Annotated in this window: 16 protein-coding genes and 1 pseudogene; 3 read left to right on the top strand and 14 right to left on the bottom strand. The window is 53.9% G+C overall.

All coding sequences use genetic code 11. The features are described from left to right. The 8 genes and pseudogenes from NA197_RS19375 to napF form a co-directional block, all read right to left on the bottom strand. A pseudogene (locus NA197_RS19375) lies at positions 1-107 on the bottom strand (cytochrome c biogenesis heme-transporting ATPase CcmA); the annotation flags it as partial. A 20-nt stretch (positions 108-127) separates the two neighbouring features. Then, entirely contained in the window at positions 128-730 is a 603-nt protein-coding gene (gene napC / locus NA197_RS19370; RefSeq protein ID WP_000431778.1) for a cytochrome c-type protein NapC, read from the bottom strand. A 9-nt stretch (positions 731-739) separates the two neighbouring features. After that, complete coding sequence (gene napB / locus NA197_RS19365; protein WP_000835182.1) at positions 740-1,189, bottom strand: nitrate reductase cytochrome c-type subunit; 450 nt, start codon at positions 1,187-1,189, stop codon at positions 740-742. A gap of 115 nt (positions 1,190-1,304) precedes the next feature. After that, positions 1,305-2,174 carry a quinol dehydrogenase ferredoxin subunit NapH gene (gene napH / locus NA197_RS19360; RefSeq protein ID WP_000013528.1) on the bottom strand — a complete coding sequence of 290 codons (870 nt, stop codon included), beginning with the start codon at positions 2,172-2,174 and terminating at the stop codon, positions 1,305-1,307. Next, entirely contained in the window at positions 2,161-2,856 is a 696-nt protein-coding gene (gene napG, locus NA197_RS19355; protein WP_000091676.1) for a ferredoxin-type protein NapG, read from the bottom strand. Before napG ends, napH begins: the two co-directional genes overlap by 14 nt. Before the next feature lie 6 nt (positions 2,857-2,862). Beyond that, a complete protein-coding gene (gene napA, locus NA197_RS19350) occupies positions 2,863-5,349 on the bottom strand; it encodes a nitrate reductase catalytic subunit NapA (protein WP_000778097.1) in 2,487 nt (828 codons plus the stop codon). Next, positions 5,346-5,609, bottom strand: a complete 264-nt coding sequence (gene napD / locus NA197_RS19345) for a chaperone NapD (protein ID WP_001260058.1) — start codon at positions 5,607-5,609, stop codon at positions 5,346-5,348. Before napD ends, napA begins: the two co-directional genes overlap by 4 nt. Then, entirely contained in the window at positions 5,599-6,090 is a 492-nt protein-coding gene (gene napF / locus NA197_RS19340) for a ferredoxin-type protein NapF (protein ID WP_064043067.1), read from the bottom strand. The genes napD and napF overlap by 11 nt, the downstream gene beginning before the upstream one ends. Positions 6,091-6,503: 413 nt before the next feature. Between napF and eco the strand changes: the two genes are divergently transcribed. Continuing rightward, complete coding sequence (gene eco, locus NA197_RS19335; protein ID WP_023203580.1) at positions 6,504-6,998, top strand: serine protease inhibitor ecotin; 495 nt, start codon at positions 6,504-6,506, stop codon at positions 6,996-6,998. Positions 6,999-7,189: 191 nt separating this feature from the next. On the opposite strand, the gene NA197_RS19330 is transcribed toward eco, so the two are convergent. The 5 genes from NA197_RS19330 to NA197_RS19310 all read right to left on the bottom strand — a co-directional run bounded on the left by NA197_RS19330 (position 7,190) and on the right by NA197_RS19310 (position 13,007). Further along, the gene (locus tag NA197_RS19330; RefSeq protein WP_064043068.1) at positions 7,190-8,833 is read right to left on the bottom strand and encodes a multidrug ABC transporter permease/ATP-binding protein; all 1,644 of its coding nucleotides are present in this window, start codon (positions 8,831-8,833) and stop codon (positions 7,190-7,192) included. Between the two features lie 75 nt (positions 8,834-8,908). Beyond that, positions 8,909-9,559, bottom strand: a complete 651-nt coding sequence (gene alkB, locus NA197_RS19325; protein ID WP_000884991.1) for a DNA oxidative demethylase AlkB — start codon at positions 9,557-9,559, stop codon at positions 8,909-8,911. 2 nt (positions 9,560-9,561) lie between these two features. Next, positions 9,562-10,623 carry a bifunctional DNA-binding transcriptional regulator/O6-methylguanine-DNA methyltransferase Ada gene (ada, locus tag NA197_RS19320; RefSeq protein WP_064043069.1) on the bottom strand — a complete coding sequence of 354 codons (1,062 nt, stop codon included), beginning with the start codon at positions 10,621-10,623 and terminating at the stop codon, positions 9,562-9,564. An 80-nt stretch (positions 10,624-10,703) separates the two neighbouring features. Then, entirely contained in the window at positions 10,704-11,756 is a 1,053-nt protein-coding gene (apbE, locus tag NA197_RS19315) for an FAD:protein FMN transferase ApbE (protein ID WP_000784306.1), read from the bottom strand. Between the two features lie 114 nt (positions 11,757-11,870). Beyond that, positions 11,871-13,007 (bottom strand): porin OmpC, encoded by a 1,137-nt coding sequence (locus NA197_RS19310; RefSeq protein WP_322967203.1) that lies wholly within the window; start codon positions 13,005-13,007, stop codon positions 11,871-11,873. Between the two features lie 727 nt (positions 13,008-13,734). On the opposite strand from NA197_RS19310, the gene rcsD reads away from it, so the two are divergent. After that, entirely contained in the window at positions 13,735-16,404 is a 2,670-nt protein-coding gene (gene rcsD, locus NA197_RS19305) for a phosphotransferase RcsD (RefSeq protein WP_000083205.1), read from the top strand. A 16-nt stretch (positions 16,405-16,420) separates the two neighbouring features. Next, a complete protein-coding gene (gene rcsB / locus NA197_RS19300; protein ID WP_001061919.1) occupies positions 16,421-17,071 on the top strand; it encodes a response regulator transcription factor RcsB in 651 nt (216 codons plus the stop codon). A 102-nt stretch (positions 17,072-17,173) separates the two neighbouring features. Here the strand turns inward: rcsB and rcsC are convergent, their stop codons facing one another. After that, positions 17,174-20,020 (bottom strand): two-component system sensor histidine kinase RcsC, encoded by a 2,847-nt coding sequence (gene rcsC, locus NA197_RS19295; RefSeq protein WP_000876084.1) that lies wholly within the window; start codon positions 20,018-20,020, stop codon positions 17,174-17,176. Positions 20,021-20,041 lie beyond the last annotated feature (21 nt).

Here is a 20,041-nt window from a genome sequence, read left to right as displayed (position 1 = left end):
TTGCCGCCGGTGACCTGCACCCACTCCCCGGCGTCCACGGTGAACGACAGCCCGCGAAACAGCGTCCTCTCGTCCCGTTCGCAGTGCAGATCTCTGGCTTCAAGCATTCCCACTCATCAACGTCCTGTCAGAAACCTGGTTTAACATCACGCATATCCGGCAGTTTATGCGCGATCCCTTTGTGGCAATCGATACAGGTCTGTCCATCTTTTACCGCCTGATCGTGCATTTTCGCCGCGACGCCTTTTTGCGCGGTCAGATCCATAAAGTCGAAATTGTGGCAGTTACGGCATTCCTGCGAGTTGTTGTCTTTCATGCGCCGCCACTCATTTTGTGCCATTGTCAGGCGATGAGCTTCAAATTTCTGCGGTGTATCTATCAGCCCAAATACCTTCGCATACAGCTCTTTACTGGCTTTGATCTTACGGATCATCTTCGGCCCCCACTCATGCGGCACATGGCAGTCAGGACAGGTGGCACGAACGCCACTACGGTTGTTGTAGTGGACGGTTTCCATGTACTCCTCATACACCGTGTTGCGCATTTCATGGCAGCTAATACAAAACTCTTCGGTGTTAGCCTTTTCCATCCCGGTATTGAAGCCGCCCCAGAAGATGATGCCGCCGATAAAACCGATTAACAGCAGCGTCCCCAGCGCCAGGCGGCTGGGGCTGCGCCACCATCGCCAGACGCGCTTTATCCAGCCGGGTTTACGGTTAGAATTTTCCATAATGACCTCTTATTTCCCGTAACCTTGCGAGGGGGTAAAGGTATTGTCGATAATCGGCGCGGTATCAGACTGCGGTACGTGGCACTGCAGGCAGAAATAACGACGCGGCGCGACGTTGCCCGACACTTTACCGTCGCTGTCCATAAAGTGCGTCGGACTGATACGCGGCGCGCCCGTCGTACGATAACTTTCCACGCCGTGGCATTGCAGACAGCGGTTGGTATTGGTCGTCACCTGGTAGCCCTCGACGCTGTGCGGGATCATCGGCGGCTGGTTGACGTAATTTAGCGGCATACGTTCCTGCTCTTTCGGCATACGAATCGCCCCTTCCTGCGTCCCGGATACTTCCGGCGACTGGCTCAGATCCACTCCGTTTGCCGCCCAAACCGCACCACTTACCACCAGGGCAAGCGTGGCCATCCATTGACACAGCGCTTTCATCAGGTCATGGCTTTTCATTGTTTCGCTCCCGAACTCCATCGCATTTACACTTCATCCTTCGAGCTGCCTCTTTGTTGGCTGCGCTCCAAAATCCCAGTCACATCGTTATCTATGCTCCCGGGGATTTCCTCGCTTACCGCCGCGATGCATCCCGAATGATGTTGTGTATCGTTATTGTAAAAACATCCTCAGAACAGACATCCACGCAGCGACCGCAGGTCATGCAGTCGCGGTGAGTGACCTGCGCCGGGCTTTGCTCATCCAGCACCGGCGCACGTAGCACATGCGGTTCCGGGCAAACATGAAAACAATCCATACAGCGATTACATTTCTCACGTTTTTTGGCCGTCACGGTCACTACGCCTTTACTGCCCAGCACGCCATACAGCGCGCCCATCGGGCAAATATGACCGCACCAACCGTGCTCAACGACTAATAAATCAAATAAAAACAAAGCAATAATCAGCAACGCGCCGCTACTAAATCCCATAATCAGACTACGACCTAACAGCGACACGGGATTAATCCATTCCCACAGCAGCGTGCCGGTCAACGCCGAACCGATTAACACCACCACCAGAAGGACGTACCGTATATGGCGTGGAATCGTCGCAGACTGGTTCAGGTCAAATTTCCTGCGCATCCAGTTAGCCAAATCGGTAACGGGGTTTAGCGGGCAAACCCAACTGCAAAATAATCGCTTTCCCGCCAGCGCATACAGCACAGCGATAATCACTGCTCCCGTCAGCGCCACGGTAGCGGGAAGATGTCCACTGGCGAGACTTTCCAGGGTAATCAGCGGATCGGTCAACGGGAGGGTATCGAACAGCAAACTACTGCTGTAGTTGCCATGCAAAACCCAAAAGCCCAGCCACGGGCCGCTGAGAAACATCCCCAGCACCATAAACTGGCTGATACGGCGTAACACCAGCCAACGATGGCTACGCCACCAGCCTTTTTTCGCCCGCGCTTCTCGCCCGGCGTCGCGTTTACGATTTGCCATCTTTCCCCTCCAGCCAGCCGAAGCGGTAATGGTGTCCTAACTCCCCTTTCGCCAATGACAACGGCAACACTTTTATCGCTGGTTGCTCCAGTACGCAGACTTTTTCGCATTTGCCGCAGCCGGTACAGGCGTCGCTGTGTACGGTGGGCAGAAAGCGCGCATGTTTGCCGGTGCGCATGTTGCGATCCAGCTCCAGCGTGATGGCCTCATCGATTTTCGGGCATTCGCGGTAACAAACGTCGCAGCGCAGCCCCTGAAAGTTGAGGCAGTTTTCCTGATCCAGCAGCACCGCCAGCCCCATGCGCGAGTCATCAATGGAGGCGATATCTTTATTCAGCGCCCCGCTGGGGCAGACTTTGGCGCACGGAATGTCTTCACACATTTCGCAGGGGATGTCGCGAGCGACGAAATAGGGCGTGCCTGCCGATAGCCCGGAGGCCAGCGTCGCCAGTTTTAGCGTGTCGTATGGACACGCCTGAACGCACTGCCCGCAGCGCACACAGGCGCTGGCGAAGGCATTTTCATTCAGCGCGCCAGGCGGACGCAGCCGCACGCCCGTTGCGCGCGCGGTTTGCTGTTGCAAGCCCAGCGCCACGCCAACCGCCGCCAGCCCGCCCGCAGTGCGCACAACATCACGCAGAAAGCGGCGGCGGCCATTTTGGGGTTTCGCTGTACGGGACATAACGCGTTACACCTTCGCCAGCTTAACGGCGCACTTCTTGAAGTCCGTCTCTTTAGAGAGCGGGTCCGTCGCATCCAGCGTCAGGTTGTTCACTAGCTGAGCGGCATCGAAGAACGGCATATACACCAGTCCCTGCGGCGGACGGTTACGTCCACGCGTTTCGACAATCGAAATCACTTCGCCGCGGCGGGACGACACTTTAACCTTATCCCCACGACGCAGATCGCGCGCTTTCGCATCCAGCGGGTGAATAAAGACCACTGCTTCCGGGAAGGCGCGATGCAATTCAGGCACGCGGCGCGTCATACTGCCGGTATGCCAGTGTTCCAGCACGCGACCGGTGGAAAGCCACAGATCGTACTCGTTGTCCGGCGACTCCGCCGCGGGTTCAAATGGCAGCGCGAAGATCACCGCTTTGCCATCCGGTTTACCGTAGAATTTGTACCCTTCCCCCGCTTTTACATACGGATCGTTGCCTTCGCTGTAACGCCATTGCGTCTCTTTGCCTTCGACGACCGGCCAGCGCAGACCGCGCGCGTTGTGGTAATCATCGAACGGCGCCAGATCGTGACCGTGGCCACGTCCAAACCAGGCGTATTCTTCAAACAGCCCTTTTTGCAGATAGAAGCCCAGCTCACGAGACTCATCGTTTAACTGATCTTCTTTCAGCTCGCTCAGCGGGAATTTGCTGACCGCAGGCGTGGCGAACAGAACGTCATACAGCGTTTTGCCGCGCAGCTCCGGCTTCTGGGCCAACAACGCCTCCGGCCAGACCTCCTCGGTTTTAAAACGACGGGAGAACTGCACCAGTTGCCAGAGGTCGGATTTGGCTTCGCCCGGCGCTTTAATTTGCTGACGCCAGAACTGCGTGCGGCGTTCGGCGTTGCCGTAAGCGCCTTCTTTCTCAACCCACATGGCGGTCGGCAGGATCAGATCCGCAGACAGCGCGCTCACCGTCGGGTAAGGATCGGAGACAATGATAAAGTTACGCGGATCGCGCCAGCCCGGCATCCGATCTTCATTGATGTTCGGCCCGGCCTGCATATTGTTATTACACATTACCCAGTAGACGTTCAGCTTGCCGTCTTTCAACGCGCGATCCTGCGCCACCGCATGTAAACCCACTTTTGCCGGGATAGTGCCAGCGGGGATCTGCCAGTGTTTTTCGCAGATATCACGGTGTTTTTCGTTCGTCACGACCATGTCTGCGGGCAGACGGTGTGAGAAGGTTCCCACTTCACGCGCCGTACCACAGGCGGAAGGCTGGCCGGTCAGCGAGAAAGGACCGCAGCCAGGCTGGGAGATTTTTCCGGTCAGCAGATGGAGGTTGTAAACCAGGTTATTCGCCCACACGCCGCGGGTATGCTGGTTAAAACCCATCGTCCAGTAAGAGATCACGCGCTTATTCGGATCGGCGTAGAGCTGTGCCAACTGTTCCAGTTGATCTTTCGGCACGCCGGTCATTTCAGCGGTCTTGTCCAGCGTATATTCCGCCACGAAGGCTTTATACTCGTCGAAGCTCATCGGCTCGGAAGCGTCGGAGCCCGGATTCTTCGCCGCTTTTTCCAGCGGGTGCGTCGGGCGTAAGCCGTAGCCGATATCCGTCGCCCCTTTACGCAGATTCACATGCTTTGTGAAGAAATCCTGATTTACCGCGTTGTTCTGAATAATGTAATTCGCGATATAGTTAAGGATCACCAGATCGCTTTGCGGGGTAAAGACAATACCGTTGTCCGCCAGTTCAAAGCTGCGGTGCTGGAAGGTGGAGAGGACGGCAACCTTCACGTTCGGGTCGGACAAACGGCGGTTAGTGATGCGCGACCATAAAATCGGGTGCATCTCCGCCATGTTGGAACCCCACAGCACAAACGCATCGGCCTGCTCAATATCGTCGTAGCAGCCCATCGGTTCATCCATGCCAAAGGTGCGCATAAAGCCCACCACCGCCGAGGCCATGCAGTGACGCGCGTTCGGGTCGATGTTGTTAGAGCGGAAACCAGCCTTGAACAGTTTCGCGGCGGCATAGCCTTCCCAGATGGTCCATTGACCCGATCCAAACATGCCGATCGCTTCTGGTCCTTTCTCTTTCAGGGAGGTTTTAAACTTCTCCTCCATCACATCGAAGGCCTGTTCCCAGCTCACCGGCGTAAACTCGCCGTCTTTGTGATAGCTGCCGTCTTTCATGCGCAGCATCGGCTGCGTCAGACGATCTTTACCGTACATGATTTTGGGCAGGAAGTAGCCTTTAATGCAGTTCAGACCACGGTTGACCGGCGCGTCGGGGTCGCCCTGGCAGGCGACCACACGGCCCTGCTGCGTTCCCACCAACACACCGCAACCCGTTCCGCAAAAACGGCACGGCGCTTTATCCCATTTGATGGCTTCCTGCTGCCCGACAACGGCGCGGGCGACGCCCGGCACGCTCAGACCGGCAGCCGCCGCAGCGGCCGCAACGGCGTTAGCTTTCATAAAGCTACGACGACTGAGTTTCATGGTGTTTCCTCACCTTGCTCATCCTGCTGGTGATAAACCAGCGACACCGCCAGTACGCCCTCGACATTGCGTACTGACTCAATTGTTTGCATCAGCGTTTCACTCTGATCTGCTTCCGCCACCACGATCAGTTGCCCGCTTTCAACGTCGCTTAACGCGACTTCGCAACCCGGCAACGTGTTCAACTGTGTGCCAATGGCGGCGATGTTCTGACTTTTGGCCTGCACGACCAGGCTACAGACCTGCCAGTTAGTGCGCATGGTGGTTCTCCGCTTTGATGGCTGACACGGGACAGATAGCCACACACGCCCCGCATCCGTTACAGGCCTGCGAGTCAAGCTGCGGCTGGTAAATGCCGGATAGCGTGGGACGAAAGGTAATGGCCATAGGTTCACAACTGTCCTGGCAGCGATGGCATTCAACCGATTGCCTGGCGAGGCAGTTTTCCGTGAGCGTAAAAATCAGATCCCAGGCCCTGGTGTGGCGCGGAAGAAAAAGCGATTCAGTACAGGCCTGCGCACAGGCATAACAAAAGCTGCACTCGCCCCGTTTGAAATCTACGCTCGGATATCCCCCCGCCCCTCGCTGCAGGATGTCGGCCTCACACGCCTGGATGCAGGCGTCGCAACGCAGACAATGTGTGAGAAAATAGGTCGTTTCTCTGGCCCACGGCGGAAGAATCCCATTGCTGGCGTTGCGCCAACTGCCGGTCAACATGCTTCGACGGGATAAATCAACCATGATATCGCCCTTCCATAACGACACGCTTCCATAGGGAGTGAATACCAATAAAAACCGTACAATTTATGAGTAGTTGTTTTTGTAAATAAGATATTTCAGGATGTGTAAGAGATGCATACCCCGATAGAGGTAAATGCTGTTGCCGGATCAAAAGAGTGCCGGGTAAAGACCCGTAAACGTGCTTTTTCTGACATTTCAATGAGTTATATAGATATTTATATAACGAAAACCACTAATAGCTGATAATTTCATTTACATTATCAATATCAGAATATTCCACTATATAAAAATACGCTATTTTATTAATAATCTTGAAAATATGAGTAAATACAGATTAATAGATAATATGAATGTGTTAATCTGTTGCCCGTGCATACCGAAAACAGCAGAAAGGAAATACTGTGAACAATCAAATGAAGATGTTTGTCCCTGCCGTCGTCTTCGCCGCCCTCGCCAGCGCCTCTGCCTGGGCTAACAATAGCGATACCGCCCAGCCGCTGGAGAAAATCGCCCCCTATCCGCAGGCGGAAAAAGGAATGAAGCGGCAAGTGATAACCCTTGCCCCTCAGCAGGATGAATCTACCCTCAAAGTGGAACTGTTGATTGGCCAAACGCTGAATGTGGATTGTAACCAGCATCGCCTCGGCGGCACGCTGGAAACAAAAACGCTGGAAGGCTGGGGCTATGACTATTATGTCTTTGATAACGTCACCTCTCCGGTATCAACCATGATGGCCTGCCCTGAAGGTAAGAAAGAGCAAAAATTCGTCACCGCCTGGCTGGGTGAAGACGGGATGCTGCGCTACAACAGCAAGCTGCCGATCGTGGTGTATACCCCGGCGAATGTGGACGTGAAATACCGCATCTGGAAAGCGGACGCTAACGTACAGAACGCCGTCACGCGATAACGTTACGCTGCCCGGTCACACTTACCGGGCATCTGAACACGCCAGCTCGCGCAGCGCTCCGGGGTTCTTTTCAAAACGCGTCTGGAAATCCGCTCGCCCGATGCCTGGTGGCGACGCGTAGCATCTTATCAGGCCTACCCGCGTGCGGACGTAGGGCTGCCATCAGGCGGTTCATCCGGCGCCATAATCCATTACGCAGTACGCGCAACCGCATCACGCGAAGCGGCGTCACGTTCGTCGCCGGTGAGTTCGGTTAACTGCCCATTACGCATTTCAAGCAGACGATCGGCGTGAATAAAATAGTGATCATCATGGCTGATGGCGAAAATGGTTTTGCCCATTTCCTGCATTAACGGCAACAGTACCTGATAAAATTCCCGGCGGAAATGCGGGTCCTGATCGGCGGCCCACTCATCCAGCAAAATAATATCGCGCTCTTCCGCCAGCGCCAGCAGCAGCGCAATGCGCTTTTTTTGCCCTTTCGACAGTTTAAGATTCAAAATGCGCCCATCGTTTAGCTCCAGCTTGTGCGTCATTTTCAGGTGCTCAAGCCACTTTTCGACCAGAGCGGGATTGGCGGGTTTCCCCTGCGGCCCCAGCAGGCGGTCGAATAACCACACATCGGTGAACACCGCAGAAAACAGTTTGCGATAATCTTCCGACTGTCCGGCGGCAATAGGTTGACCATCAAGTAAAATCGTTCCCGATTGCGGCTGGTATAAACCGGTCAATAACATGGCCAGCGTCGATTTCCCGCTACCGTTGCCGCCAATTAAAAACAGCAGTTCGCCGCGGTGAATCGTCAGGTTGATGGGCCCCACGGAAAACGCGTTATCCTGATAGTGGAAAACCACGTTGCGCAGCTCCAGCGTCTTCCAGTCGGGAAAGGCTTTCGGCTGTGGAAAATCAGGCTTATACGGGGCGAGCGCGAATTTATTCAGTTTATTAAACGCCACCTGGGCGGTCAGTAGCGTTGGCAACGCCCCCACTGCAGACAGCAGCGGCGTGCGCAGGAACAGCAACGTCAGTGAATAGGTCGCCGCGACGTTAGTATCCGCCCAGCCGAGACTATTCGCCATCCAGAAGACCAGGCCTATCGCCCCCAGCATCATGATATTCGACCAGTTGACGGCGCTCAGATGAAAAGTATCGGCACGGATAATGTGATGACGGTACTCTTTGGCGTCCGGGATATAGCATTGCTGAAAAATCTGCTCCGCACGCTCGCGGTTTAGCGTCAGCTCTTTGCGTCCTTCCAGCACCGTCTGATAGTCGTTGTACAGCTTATCTTCGGTCTCGCGCAGGGTCGCCATATGCTGGTAAACCCGCGCCACCAGCACGAATCCGCCCCAGATAGTGACCGCCATCCAGATAGCCGTAACCAGCAGCATTTTTGTCGATAGCATCGCCAGATACGCCGCCGAGCCGACGGTGAGGATAATGCCCTGCACCAGCTCAGGCAGACGCACAAAGGCGATAGTAATATTGCGAATATCGCTGGTCAGACCGGCCAGTAAAGAGGCGCTGCCCAGTTGCTCAATGCGTTCAACGTGCGTATCCAGAATGCGCTTGATAAATTCGCTGCGCAGGCGGTAAACGAAATGGTGTCCCAGAGTGGTGAGCGCCAGTTGGGAACCTAATGTGACGACCATTAGTAACAGGAGCAGGCCGAGAAATTCCGGCAGCACCATGACGGTGGTGTCCACCGTTTCAATCAGGCGCTGATTGATAAACGCGATCAGGCCAATCCCCAGCGCCGCGCTGGCGAGGCTCAGCGCTATCACGCTAATAAATGGCCAGCGGTACTGCCGCCAGACAAGAATAAGAAGTTCCATGCATACAACCCGGACCGATAATAACAGCCCGCAGTTTAACTAACTCCACCTGCACAGCAATAATAATTCTTATTTTTATTCTTTTTCAGCCGCCTGACGGAAGGTGAGATTGTAACGAAATTCACCGGTCATGGGATGAAAGCCCGCTTTAAGCGGCTGGATACCATGATAAAACAGCCGGGACTCGCCGCCCCAGACCACGATATCGCCATGCTCCAGTAAGATCCGCTGGAGCGGATCGCTGCGACGCAGGCCGCCAAACTGAAAAACCGCCGGCACCCCCAACGAAACTGAGACAATAGGCGCGCGCAGATCCGGCTCGTCTTTATCCTGATGCAGCGACAGTTTTGCGCCGGGCGCGTAGCGATTGATCAGGCAGGCGTCCGGTTGGAAGCTCGCATACCCTGCCGCGATTGCCGCCTGACGACATACGCTGGCAAACGATAACGGCAGCGCAGGCCAGGGTTTATCGGTCAACGGATCGCGCACGGCATAACAATAACCGTGACGATCGGTAGTCCACCCTAACGCGCCGCAGTTGGTCATCGCCACCGACATGGTGTAGCCGCCCGGCGTCACCATCTGACGAAACGGAGACTGACTGGCGACAAACCCGATATCGTCTAATAGCGACTGCGCCGCGCGAAACGCAAAGCGGCGCAACACCACCGCGCCAGGCGCCAGGGGCTCTTGCCAGGGCGCTTCATCAGCAAATAGATCCAGCATTGCTACTCCTCTTTTTGCGCTTCTCGCTTTAATAGCTGCGCTTTTCGACGCACGCCCCAACGATAACCGGAGAGCGCGCCATCGCGACGCACGACCCGATGACACGGGATCACCATCGCCAGTTTATTCGCGCCGCACGCGCTGGCGACCGCGCGTACTGCCGTGGGTTTGCCGATAGTCGCGGCAAGCTGTTGATAGCTTACGGTTTCGCCGCAGGGAATTGCGCATAACGCCTGCCAGACCTGCTGTTGAAACGCGGTTCCCTGGATATCCAGCGGCAACGAGAGCAGCACATCGCGTGTGTTGATAGCCGCGACAACCTGCCGCACCCGTTGCTGAAAAAGCGCGTCGGCAGGTTCGTGGCGGGCCGCCGGGAACAGGGTGTGTAATTCAGCCAGTAGCGCGTCGTCGCTATCACCGGGGAGAATCGCGCAAATCCCCCGCTCGCTCTCCGCCACCAGGCACCGTCCGTAAACCCAGTCCGTCAGCGCATAGCGAACGGAGACATTATCGCCGCCTTTGCGAAACTGTTTTGCCGTCATGCCCAGCGTCTGGTCGGCATGACGGTAGTAGCTACTGCTATCCGGGAAGCCGGCGCGATAAATAGCCGCCGTGATCGGCTCTCCTTTCGCCAACGCCTCACGCAGCCGCCGGGCGCGCCACGCCTGCTGCCACCCTTTCGGCGTCATACCGGTGCTCGCTTTAAACAAACGGTGCAGATGAAACGGGCTCATCGCCACCGCCTGCGCCAGAGACGCCAGCGTTACCGGCGTCTCCTGCTCAAGTAAACGGCAGGCGCAGGCAATCTTATCCAACCGCCGTTGCTGCGCGCGCGCATTATCCGGCTGACAGCGCTTGCAGGGGCGAAAACCGGCGTCCAGCGCCTGCTGCGCGTTGGCAAAAAAGCGAACATTTTTACGTAACGCCCGCTTCGAGTGACAAGAAGGGCGGCAAAAAACGCCAGTGGTTCGCACCGCAAAAACGAAACGCCCATCCGCGCTGGCATCGCGCGCCAGCACCCGCAACCAGCATTCATCATCGGTAAGTAACGCTTTTTTCATCATAGACTCCTTCATTAAGCATAGTGCTTGCTTACATGCAGTGTGTCCGTAAATCCGCCCACAAAAACCCGTAATCTTGCGTTTTAATTCTTATCGCTCACCATGAACGTTTTGAACTGCGGCGACATCCAGGTTTTAAAGCCTTCACCTTCTTTCATGATCATAAAGACCGCCAGCCCTTCCCGCCGCACGACCTCTTGCGCCTTTTGCGTACCAAGCACCATCAGGCCGGTGTCCCAGCCGTCCGCTTCCAGCGCCGTTGGCGCGATAACCGTAACCGATACCAGATTGTGTTCAATGGGGCGCCCCGTTTGCGGATCGATAACGTGCGAGATACGCTTGCCATCCAGCTCATAATAGTTGCGGTAGCTGCCGGAGGTGCTGATGCCATGCCCGTTGATATCCACAATCGCCTGCACCGCATTTTCCCGGTCGGTCGGCTTCTGAATCGCGACGCGCCACGGCTGCCCCTGCGCATTCATCCCGCGACTGCTTAATGCGCCGCCCACCGAGACCAGATAACGCGCAATGCCCTCCTGCTCCATCAGACGCGCCAGATGATCCGCCGCATAGCCCTCCCCGACCGTGGAGAGATCAACATAAAGATCCGGCAAATCTTTTTGCAAAAACTGATGTCCAGCCCTGTCGATAACCTGCAAATGTTGCAGGCCTGTTTTCGCTTTTGCCGCATCGATTTGTGCTGGCGTTGGGATATGCAGCGGCTGCCGATCCGGTCCAAACCCCCACAGATTGACCAGCGGGCCCACGGTGATATCCATCGCGCCGTCCGTCTTCGCGCCAATACGCAGCGCCGAGGTCACGATATCCGCCATGGCTTCGCTGACCGGCCAGGGCGCAAGGCTGCGTGAATGGTTAAAACGCATTAGCGCGGAGTCATTTTTATAGGTAGAAAGCAACCAATCATCAGCATCAAGCTGAGTCTGGATTTTAGTCTGTAACTCTGCGGCGCGTTTCGCATCGATGCCAACCACGCTCACCCGCCAGAGGGTCCCCATCGTTTTACCTTCCAGCACCTGAGCGGCAGGTGACGCTGTTGTCGTTTCGGGAGCCTCATCGCAGCCCATAAGTAAAAAAGCCGCCGCCAGACACACGGCCCGGCAAAAAGTCATTTTCATCGCTGTTTATCCTCATTCGAATGGACGCAAGCGTATATCAAAACGTCGTATTTGTACGCCGGAATAAGGCATGAAAAAAGGGCCCGTAGGCCCTTTAGCAACATCTTTTGCTGATTAGAACTGGTAAACCAGACCCAGCGCTACGATGTCGTCGGTGTTGATGCCCGCATCGCGGGTAAAGTCGTTTTTATCCAGCAGGTTGATTTTGTAATCAACATAGGTGGACATGTTTTTGTTGAAGTAGTAAGTCGCGCCGACATCAACATATTTTACGATGTCCTGGTCGCCATAGCTGACGCCGTAGCCGTTGCTGATGTCCTTACCTTTAGACTGCAGGTAAGCCACAGACGGACGCAGACCAAAGTCGAACTGGTACTGAGCAACCACTTCAAAGTTCTGCGCTTTGTTGGCAAAACCGTAAGAGGTGGACGGGTTGCTACCGTTAGAGGTACCAAAACGGGTTGCGTTATAGGTCTGAGAATACTGCGCTGCCAGATAGATGTTGTTCGCATCGTATTTCAGGCCACCGGTGTAAACCGTGGCGCGATCGCCGTTACCATACAGGCGAGCGTTAGCGGTGTTGTTCTGATCGGCAGTACGTTTAGACGTGGTGATAGCGCCACCGACAGAGAAGCCTTCGCCGATTGCATAAGTCAGCGATCCGCCGTAACCGTCACCGTTCTGGTTCAGCAGGCTGCGACCGTTGGTGTTTTCACCGCTCACGCTGCCGTTTTTGCCCTGATACTGCAACGCGAAGTCCAGACCATCCACCAGGCCGAAGAAGTCGGTGTTACGGTAGGTAGCATAGCCGTTACCACGCTGCTGCATAAAGTTGTCAGCGCCGTAGGTGTCGCCGCCGAACTCCGGCAGAACGTCGGTCCAGGAGGTCACGTCATAGGTTACGCCGTAGTTACGACCATAATCGAAGGAACCTGCGTCAGCGAATTTCAGACCCGCAAACGCCACACGCGTCCAGGAGTCGTTGCTGCCTTCAGTCTGGTTGCCCTGAATCTGATATTCCCACTGGCCATAACCGGTCAGCTGATCGTTAACCTGCGTTTCGCCTTTGAAGCCGATACGCATGTAGGTCTGGTCACCGTCGCTGCCTTTGTCGTCAGAGAAGTAGTGCAGGCCATCAACTTTACCAAACAGGTCTAATTTGTTGCCGTCTTTATTATAAATTTCAGCCGCATTCGCTGCGCCCGCCACCAGCAGAGCTGGTACCAGGAGGGACAGTACTTTAACTTTCATGTTATTAACCCTCTGTTATATGCCTTTATTGCTTTTTTATGCCACTGCTTACTGGTTAACCCTCATTAACCAGTCGGCAAGTCCATTCTCCGCAAAAATACAGAATAATCCAACACGAATATGATACTAAAACTTTTAAGATGTTACAGTTATCTACATAGATGTTTCAAAATATGAAGTTTACGGAACTTTTTTAAAGCAAAAATCAAGTAAAAATAAGCACAAATAGACAAAATATATTCACGAGACTTTTAAAATCAATGGGTTAAATTGATGAAATTCATAGCACTGAATGATAAAACAGAATCTTCATTCGCAACTAAAATAGTGACCGCTATCATCATTAACTTTATTTATTACCGTCATTCACTTCTGAATGTCTGTTTACCCCTATTTCAACCGGATGCTTCGCATTCGGTTTTTTTTACCCTTTTTCAGGCACACCCGGCTGATTTATGCTACCTGCCTAAAACTATCACGGTTATTCACTACCCTCGCTGCTCGACCGTTCGTAAGACATTAGCAAATAATTTCTTGATATTTAGTGCTAAACATTTATAAGTAGTCTTTATATTTGTACCGTTCTGCGAAGGTTGTACGCTTTTCCCGTCCCGCCGACGGAGCGCGTGTTAAGTTGCCCGGCATGACGTAAGAGTCTGGAAATTCATTCATTACCCTTTATACTGCCCTTCACCTTCAGCGTTGCTTTTACAGGTCGTAAACATAAATGAGTCAGTCTGACACAACGGTCTCTACCCGATTCTCCCTTCTACCGGGAAGCATTACCCGTTTCTTCTTATTGCTGATCATTGTGCTGCTGGTAACGATGGGCGTTATGGTACAGAGCGCCGTCAACGCCTGGTTGAAAGACAAAAGCTATCAAATTGTCGATATCACCCACGCTATTCATAAACGCGTGGACACCTGGCGGTATGTTACCTGGCAAATTTATGACAACATCGCCGCGACCACTACGCCATCGACAGGTGAAGGACTTCAGGAAACGCGTCTGAAACAGGATGTGTATTATCTTGAAAAGCCGCGACGTAAAACTGAAGCGCTGATTTTCGGTTCCCATGACAGCGCCACGCTGGAAATGACGCAGCGTATGTCAACCTATCTGGATACGCTGTGGGGCGCGGAAAACGTGCCGTGGTCAATGTATTATCTCAACGGACAGGATAACAGCCTGATTCTTATCTCTACCCTACCGTTGAAAGATCTCTCTTCCGGCTTTAAAGAGTCCACTATTGGCAATATCGTCGATTCCCGCCGGGCAGAGATGTTGCAGCAGGCGAATGCGCTGGATGAGCGCGAAAGTTTCTCCTCATTGCGAAAACTGGCCTGGCAAAACGGTCACTATTTTACGCTGCGCACGACCTTCAATCAGCCAGGACATCTGGCGACCGTAGTGGCGTTTGATCTGCCCATTAATGATTTAATCCCGCCGGGAATGCCGCTGGACAGTTTTCGGATAGAGCCTGACGCAACCCAGGCGACGGGGCGAAGCAGTGAAAAGGAAGCGCCAGATAGCGTCACGATTAGCTTTAACGGTTCAAAAATTGAGATCTCCTCAGCGCTTAACTCTACCGGAATGCGCCTGATCTGGCAGGTACCGTTCGGTACGCTTTTGCTTGATACGCTGCAAAATATTTTGCTGCCTTTACTGCTGAACATCGGGCTGCTGGCGTTGGCGTTATTTGGCTACGCCACGTTCCGTCATCAGCCGGGACGGACGACGGAATCGACATCCGGCAACGCGGCGAATAACGAGCTTCGCGTCTTACGCGCCATTAATGAAGAGATCGTTTCTCTGCTGCCGCTGGGTCTGCTGGTCTACGATCAGGAAGGAAACCGCACCGTGATCAGCAATAAAATCGCCGATCATCTGTTGCCGCATCTTAACCTGCAAAATATTACCAGCATGGCGGAGCAGCATCAGGGCGTGATTCAGGCGACAATTAACAACGAACTGTATGAGATCCGTCTGTTTCGCAGCCAGATCGCCCCCCGCACGCAGATCTTTATTATTCGCGATCAGGACCGGGAAGTGCTGGTGAATAAGAAGCTTAAACAGGCGCAGCGTTTGTATGAGAAGAATCAGCAGGGCCGCGCCGCCTTTATGCAAAATATCAGCAACACGCTTAAAGAGCCCGTACGCCAACTGGCGGTTAACGCCGCGGCAGTCACCACGCCGGAAAGCCTGAAACTGGCGGATCAGGCGGATGTATTGGTACGTATGATCGATGAAATCCAACTGGCGAATATGCTGGAAAATGACGCATGGAAGAGCGAAGCAACGCTGTTCTCCCTGCAGGATCTTATTGACGAAGTCGTGCCGGAAGTGCTGCCCGCCATTAAGCGTAAAGGGCTGCAACTGCTGATTAATAACCATCTTAGCGGCAACGATGAACGCTGGGGCGATCGCGACGCCCTGCGCCGGATTTTGCTGCTGTTGATTCAGTATGCCGTCACGACGACTGCTATGGGTAAAATTACGCTTGAAGTCGAGCAGGATGAATCTATCGCGGAGCGTCTGACTTTCCGTATTCTGGATACGGGCGAAGGTGTAACGTTAAACGAGATTGATAATCTGCATTTCCCGTATATGAATGAAACGCAGGGCGATCGTTACGGCAAAGCGAATCCGCTCACCTTCTGGCTGTGCAATCAACTGGCGCGCAAACTGGGCGGTCATCTCAACATTAAAGCGCGAGAAACGCTGGGCACGCGCTATACCGTTCATGTCAAAATGCTTCCTCACGATCAGCATACTCAGGTCGAAGAGCGCCTGCTGGACGACGTGAGCGTGATGGTCGATGTGACGTCCAACGAGGTTCGCGCGATTGTGCTGCGTCAGTTAGAAAACTGGGGCGCCACCTGCATCACGCCGGATGAAAGGCAGATAAGTCAAGAATATGATCTCTTTTTAACGGATAATCCGTCTAATCTTACTGCCTCGGGCTTGCTTTTAAGCGATGATGAGTCAGGCGTGCGGAAAATTGGCCCGGGTCAGTTGCGCGTCAACTTTAATATGAGCAATGCTATGCAGGAAGCTGTACTACAACTTATCGAAGAGCAGCTGGCGCAGGAAGAGATTCCCGCCTCCCCGCTCGGCGGAGATGAAAATGCCGAGCTTCATGCCAGCGGCTATTATGCGCTATTTGTAGACACAGTACCGGATGATGTTAAGAGGTTGTATACTGAGGCGGCAACCAGCGATTTCGCTGCGCTGGCCCAAACGGCCCACCGCCTGAAAGGGGTGTTTGCCATGCTTAATCTGGTACCCGGCAAGCAGTTATGTGAAACGCTGGAACATCTGATTCGTGAGAAAGATGCTCCAGGTATAGAAAAATATATCAGCGACATTGACGCCTACGTCAAAAGCTTGCTGTAGCAAGGTAGCCCAATACATGAACAATATGAACGTAATTATTGCCGATGACCACCCGATTGTACTGTTCGGTATTCGCAAATCACTTGAACAAATCGAGTGGGTGAATGTTGTCGGCGAATTTGAAGATTCCACAGCATTGATCAACAACCTGCCGAAATTAGATGCGCATGTGTTGATCACTGACCTCTCCATGCCGGGAGATAAATACGGCGATGGGATCACCTTGATCAAGTACATCAAGCGTCATTTTCCGAGCCTGTCTATTATCGTTCTGACCATGAACAACAATCCGGCGATCCTGAGCGCCGTGTTGGATCTTGATATTGAAGGGATCGTACTCAAGCAGGGTGCGCCAACCGATCTGCCTAAGGCGCTGGCCGCGCTGCAAAAAGGCAAAAAATTCACCCCAGAAAGCGTTTCTCGTCTGCTGGAGAAAATTAGCGCAGGCGGTTACGGCGACAAGCGCCTGTCGCCAAAAGAGAGCGAAGTATTACGCCTGTTCGCCGAGGGCTTCCTGGTCACCGAAATCGCCAAGAAGCTCAACCGCAGCATTAAGACCATCAGCAGCCAGAAGAAATCGGCGATGATGAAACTGGGCGTAGAGAATGATATCGCGCTGCTCAACTATCTCTCTTCCGTCACCCTGAGTCCGACAGACAAAGAATAAATCGCGTTTACGTTACCCAGCCTGATGGCGCTACGCTTATCAGGCCTACCAGTCGACTCATCTTTTGCAAGCCGGACAGGCGACGCCGCCATCCGGCATTTTTTATGCCCGCGTTTTACGTACCCGTTCGGCATACACCGCCAGCGTCTGTTTCAACACATCCAGCGTCACAGGCTTCGACAAACAGCTGTCCATACCGGACTCCAGGCAACGTTGTTTCTCTTCCGCCAGCGCGTTCGCCGTCACGCCGACGACCGGCAGCGTCAGCCCAAGCTGACGGATACGCTGCGTCAGGCGATAGCCGTCCATGTTCGGCATGTTCACATCGCTCAGAACAATATCGATAGCATTTTTACTCAACACATTCAGAGCGTCCACGCCATCATTGGCTGTCTTACACTGATACCCCAACGATCCCAGTTGATCGGCCAGCAAGCGGCGATTGATCGGGTGATCGTCAACGACCAGAATCATCATGTCGTCATTTGAATCTGCGGTTTTATCCGTCGTCGGCAATGCGCTGGAAAGCGCTTCACTATCCAGCTCAATACTATAGATACGCGCCAACAGCGCGGGCAACTCATGCACCGACGCCACACTATGCACCCACTCGCCCGGCGCTCTTTCCAACGGAATCCCGATATGACGGCGGCAAAAGACGACCGCCGCCCTCCCCTGCCAGGTATGCTCCAGCGCGTCATCGACAATCAAAATATCGTCCGCGGCGGGTTCTTGCCCTTCATAACGCTGCGTATGAACGCCGCTACGCGCCAGACTGGTCTCAATAAACTGGCACAAAGAAGTATTGCGCACCGCCAGCCAACAGCAGGTTCCGGCGAGTCCTTCCACGCTCTTTTTCACAGGGTATTGCGCGCCATAAAGCGGGATGCGCAGCGTAAACTGGCTCCCCATGCCCGGCTCCGAATCGACGGAAATATCGCCGTCCATCATGCTGATCAATTTTTCGCAAATCGCCAGCCCCAGACCGGTCCCCTGAAAGTTACGCTGTACGCCGGTTCCCACCTGGAAGAAGGGATCGAACAGGCGAACCACCTCTTTTGCCGGAATACCGACGCCGGTATCCCGCACGCGAATGCTGAGATAATCCCCATCACAGCGCACATGCAGCACGATGCAGCCAATATCGGTAAACTTAATGGCGTTGCTCAACAGGTTTGAAATAACCTGCTGTAAACGCATCGGGTCGCCGTTCAGCGACACCGGCACGTCAGGCTCAATAAAACAATACAGGCCGAGCTGCTTACGCACCACCAGCGGCAGATAATTGGCGGTGATATGGTTCATCACCTCTCGCGGTGAAAATTCGCGCGGCTCAATCTTTAGCTGTTCCGACTCAATTTTCGAGAAGTCTAGAATGTCGCTGATAATTTTCAGCAACAGGCTGGAGGAGTTATTCATCGCCGTGACCAGCCGATCCACGCCTTTTGGCAGCTCTTTGGTTTGCAGCAGATCGAGATTGCCGATGATACCGTACAGCGGTGTGCGCAATTCATGGCTGACCGTTGCAAGGAACATGGATTTAGACTGGCTAGCCTGCTCCGCCGCCTGCGCCATCTCCTGCAGCGACTCTTCCATTTTGACGCGCGTACTCACATCTACCAACACGCAAATCGCGACGTTTTCATTGCGATAGCGGGAATGGACGAAGCTAATTTGCAAATTGGTATTATTGCTGGTCAATACATCAACAAAGTTGACCTGCTGGCCGCAAATAATTTGCGTCAGGCGCTGTCTGTCTTCATGCGTGAGCATGTTCAGGTAGGTGTGCGCCAGTTCGTTACTCAGAATATTGACACCATCAATAGTGCGCAGAATACAGATCCCCACCGGCGCGGAGGCGACGATTTTACGGTTGAACTGTTCATGCTCTTCCAGACGCTGGGCATCGCTCTCCGCCGGAATAAAAATTCGCCGCTCATACATCCGCGCAAGCGTAAACAGCCCTGCGCCCACCAGCACGTTCAGCAGGATAGCGTTCAGGATAAGAATACGAATACGCTCCAGGACTAAATCTACAGGCACAGAATAGACAATACTGAGCGAGGATGGCGGCAGGCTTTTTTTGAGTACCAGTTCGCGAAAACCTGGCGTATAACCAAACCAGGAGCGCTCCTGCATCCAGCGCGGCTCCGCTTTAATATTGCCATCAGGACCGGTCAACGAAATCAGCGAATGGCCGTTCTCATCAATAATAGTGACGCCCATCGGCAAACTGCCCGGCGTGAAAAAATTTTCCATACGGATGGACTGCTCGACGCCCAGCAGCGCCTGCAGACGGTTGGCCAGATACACCGGCGTCAGCGCATAAAAGTAGCCCACGCCCTGACGCGCGCCCTGGCTTATCCAGAAAAGGTTATTCCCACTTTCTTCCTGCGGCGCGTTGCGGTATTTCATAATCCGCTCATGTAACGCTTTTAACGCATCATCGCGCTCCACGGGCATTTCACGCAGGCCGAAATTCGCCATACAGAGGTTATCGCTGCCAATCAGGAAAACGCGGTTAAGATCATACGCCGCTGAAAAGTTGTCGCGCCAGTAACGCATAAACCAGGCCAGCGACTCCAGCGAGCCGCGCCAGGCGGAGCCCATCGCCGCACAGTCTGAGTCGGCGAATAGCGGTTCAAAATCCGGCACCACCATTTTGTCATCACGCGCACGCGACGACATGACGCCGTTTTCCGCCGTTAAACGGTTCTCGGCGATATATTTGAGCTCTTTCATCACGTCCGACGTGCGCTGGATAAAACGCTGCGCCTGATCGGAGCTAAGGTTGAACTCCTGACGAATTTCAGATTCCCGCTGGTGCAGGGCATTGACGATGTAAAACACCGAAACAAAGGCGATTAAGAGCCAAATGAGTAACGCTAACGCTCTGAATAAGTAGCGCGAGACTTTCAGCGTAGTTCGAAAGGAAGCAAGGTATTTCAAAGGGGCGAAGCTCCGCCTCAG

This window comes from Salmonella sp. NW884 (genome assembly GCF_051700745.1).
Lineage (GTDB): Bacteria > Pseudomonadota > Gammaproteobacteria > Enterobacterales > Enterobacteriaceae > Salmonella > Salmonella enterica.
This window is presented reverse-complemented; position numbering and strand designations above follow the sequence as displayed.

Bases quoted from the DNA above. Each gene is read 5' to 3' on its own strand.
- ada (WP_064043069.1), bottom strand. From the start codon at position 10,623: ATGATGAAAAAAGCGTTACTTACCGATGATGAATGCTGGTTGCGGGTG.
- napG (WP_000091676.1), bottom strand. From the start codon at position 2,856: ATGTCCCGTACAGCGAAACCCCAAAATGGCCGCCGCCGCTTTCTGCGT.
- napB (WP_000835182.1), bottom strand. From the start codon at position 1,189: ATGAAAAGCCATGACCTGATGAAAGCGCTGTGTCAATGGATGGCCACG.
- napH (WP_000013528.1), bottom strand. From the start codon at position 2,174: ATGGCAAATCGTAAACGCGACGCCGGGCGAGAAGCGCGGGCGAAAAAA.
- napA (WP_000778097.1), bottom strand. From the start codon at position 5,349: ATGAAACTCAGTCGTCGTAGCTTTATGAAAGCTAACGCCGTTGCGGCC.
- napC (WP_000431778.1), bottom strand. From the start codon at position 730: ATGGAAAATTCTAACCGTAAACCCGGCTGGATAAAGCGCGTCTGGCGA.
- eco (WP_023203580.1), top strand. From the start codon at position 6,504: ATGAAGATGTTTGTCCCTGCCGTCGTCTTCGCCGCCCTCGCCAGCGCC.
- napD (WP_001260058.1), bottom strand. From the start codon at position 5,609: ATGCGCACTAACTGGCAGGTCTGTAGCCTGGTCGTGCAGGCCAAAAGT.
- alkB (WP_000884991.1), bottom strand. From the start codon at position 9,559: ATGCTGGATCTATTTGCTGATGAAGCGCCCTGGCAAGAGCCCCTGGCG.
- apbE (WP_000784306.1), bottom strand. From the start codon at position 11,756: ATGAAAATGACTTTTTGCCGGGCCGTGTGTCTGGCGGCGGCTTTTTTA.
- NA197_RS19330 (WP_064043068.1), bottom strand. From the start codon at position 8,833: ATGGAACTTCTTATTCTTGTCTGGCGGCAGTACCGCTGGCCATTTATT.
- rcsD (WP_000083205.1), top strand. From the start codon at position 13,735: ATGAGTCAGTCTGACACAACGGTCTCTACCCGATTCTCCCTTCTACCG.
- NA197_RS19310 (WP_322967203.1), bottom strand. From the start codon at position 13,007: ATGAAAGTTAAAGTACTGTCCCTCCTGGTACCAGCTCTGCTGGTGGCG.
- napF (WP_064043067.1), bottom strand. From the start codon at position 6,090: ATGGTTGATTTATCCCGTCGAAGCATGTTGACCGGCAGTTGGCGCAAC.
- rcsB (WP_001061919.1), top strand. From the start codon at position 16,421: ATGAACAATATGAACGTAATTATTGCCGATGACCACCCGATTGTACTG.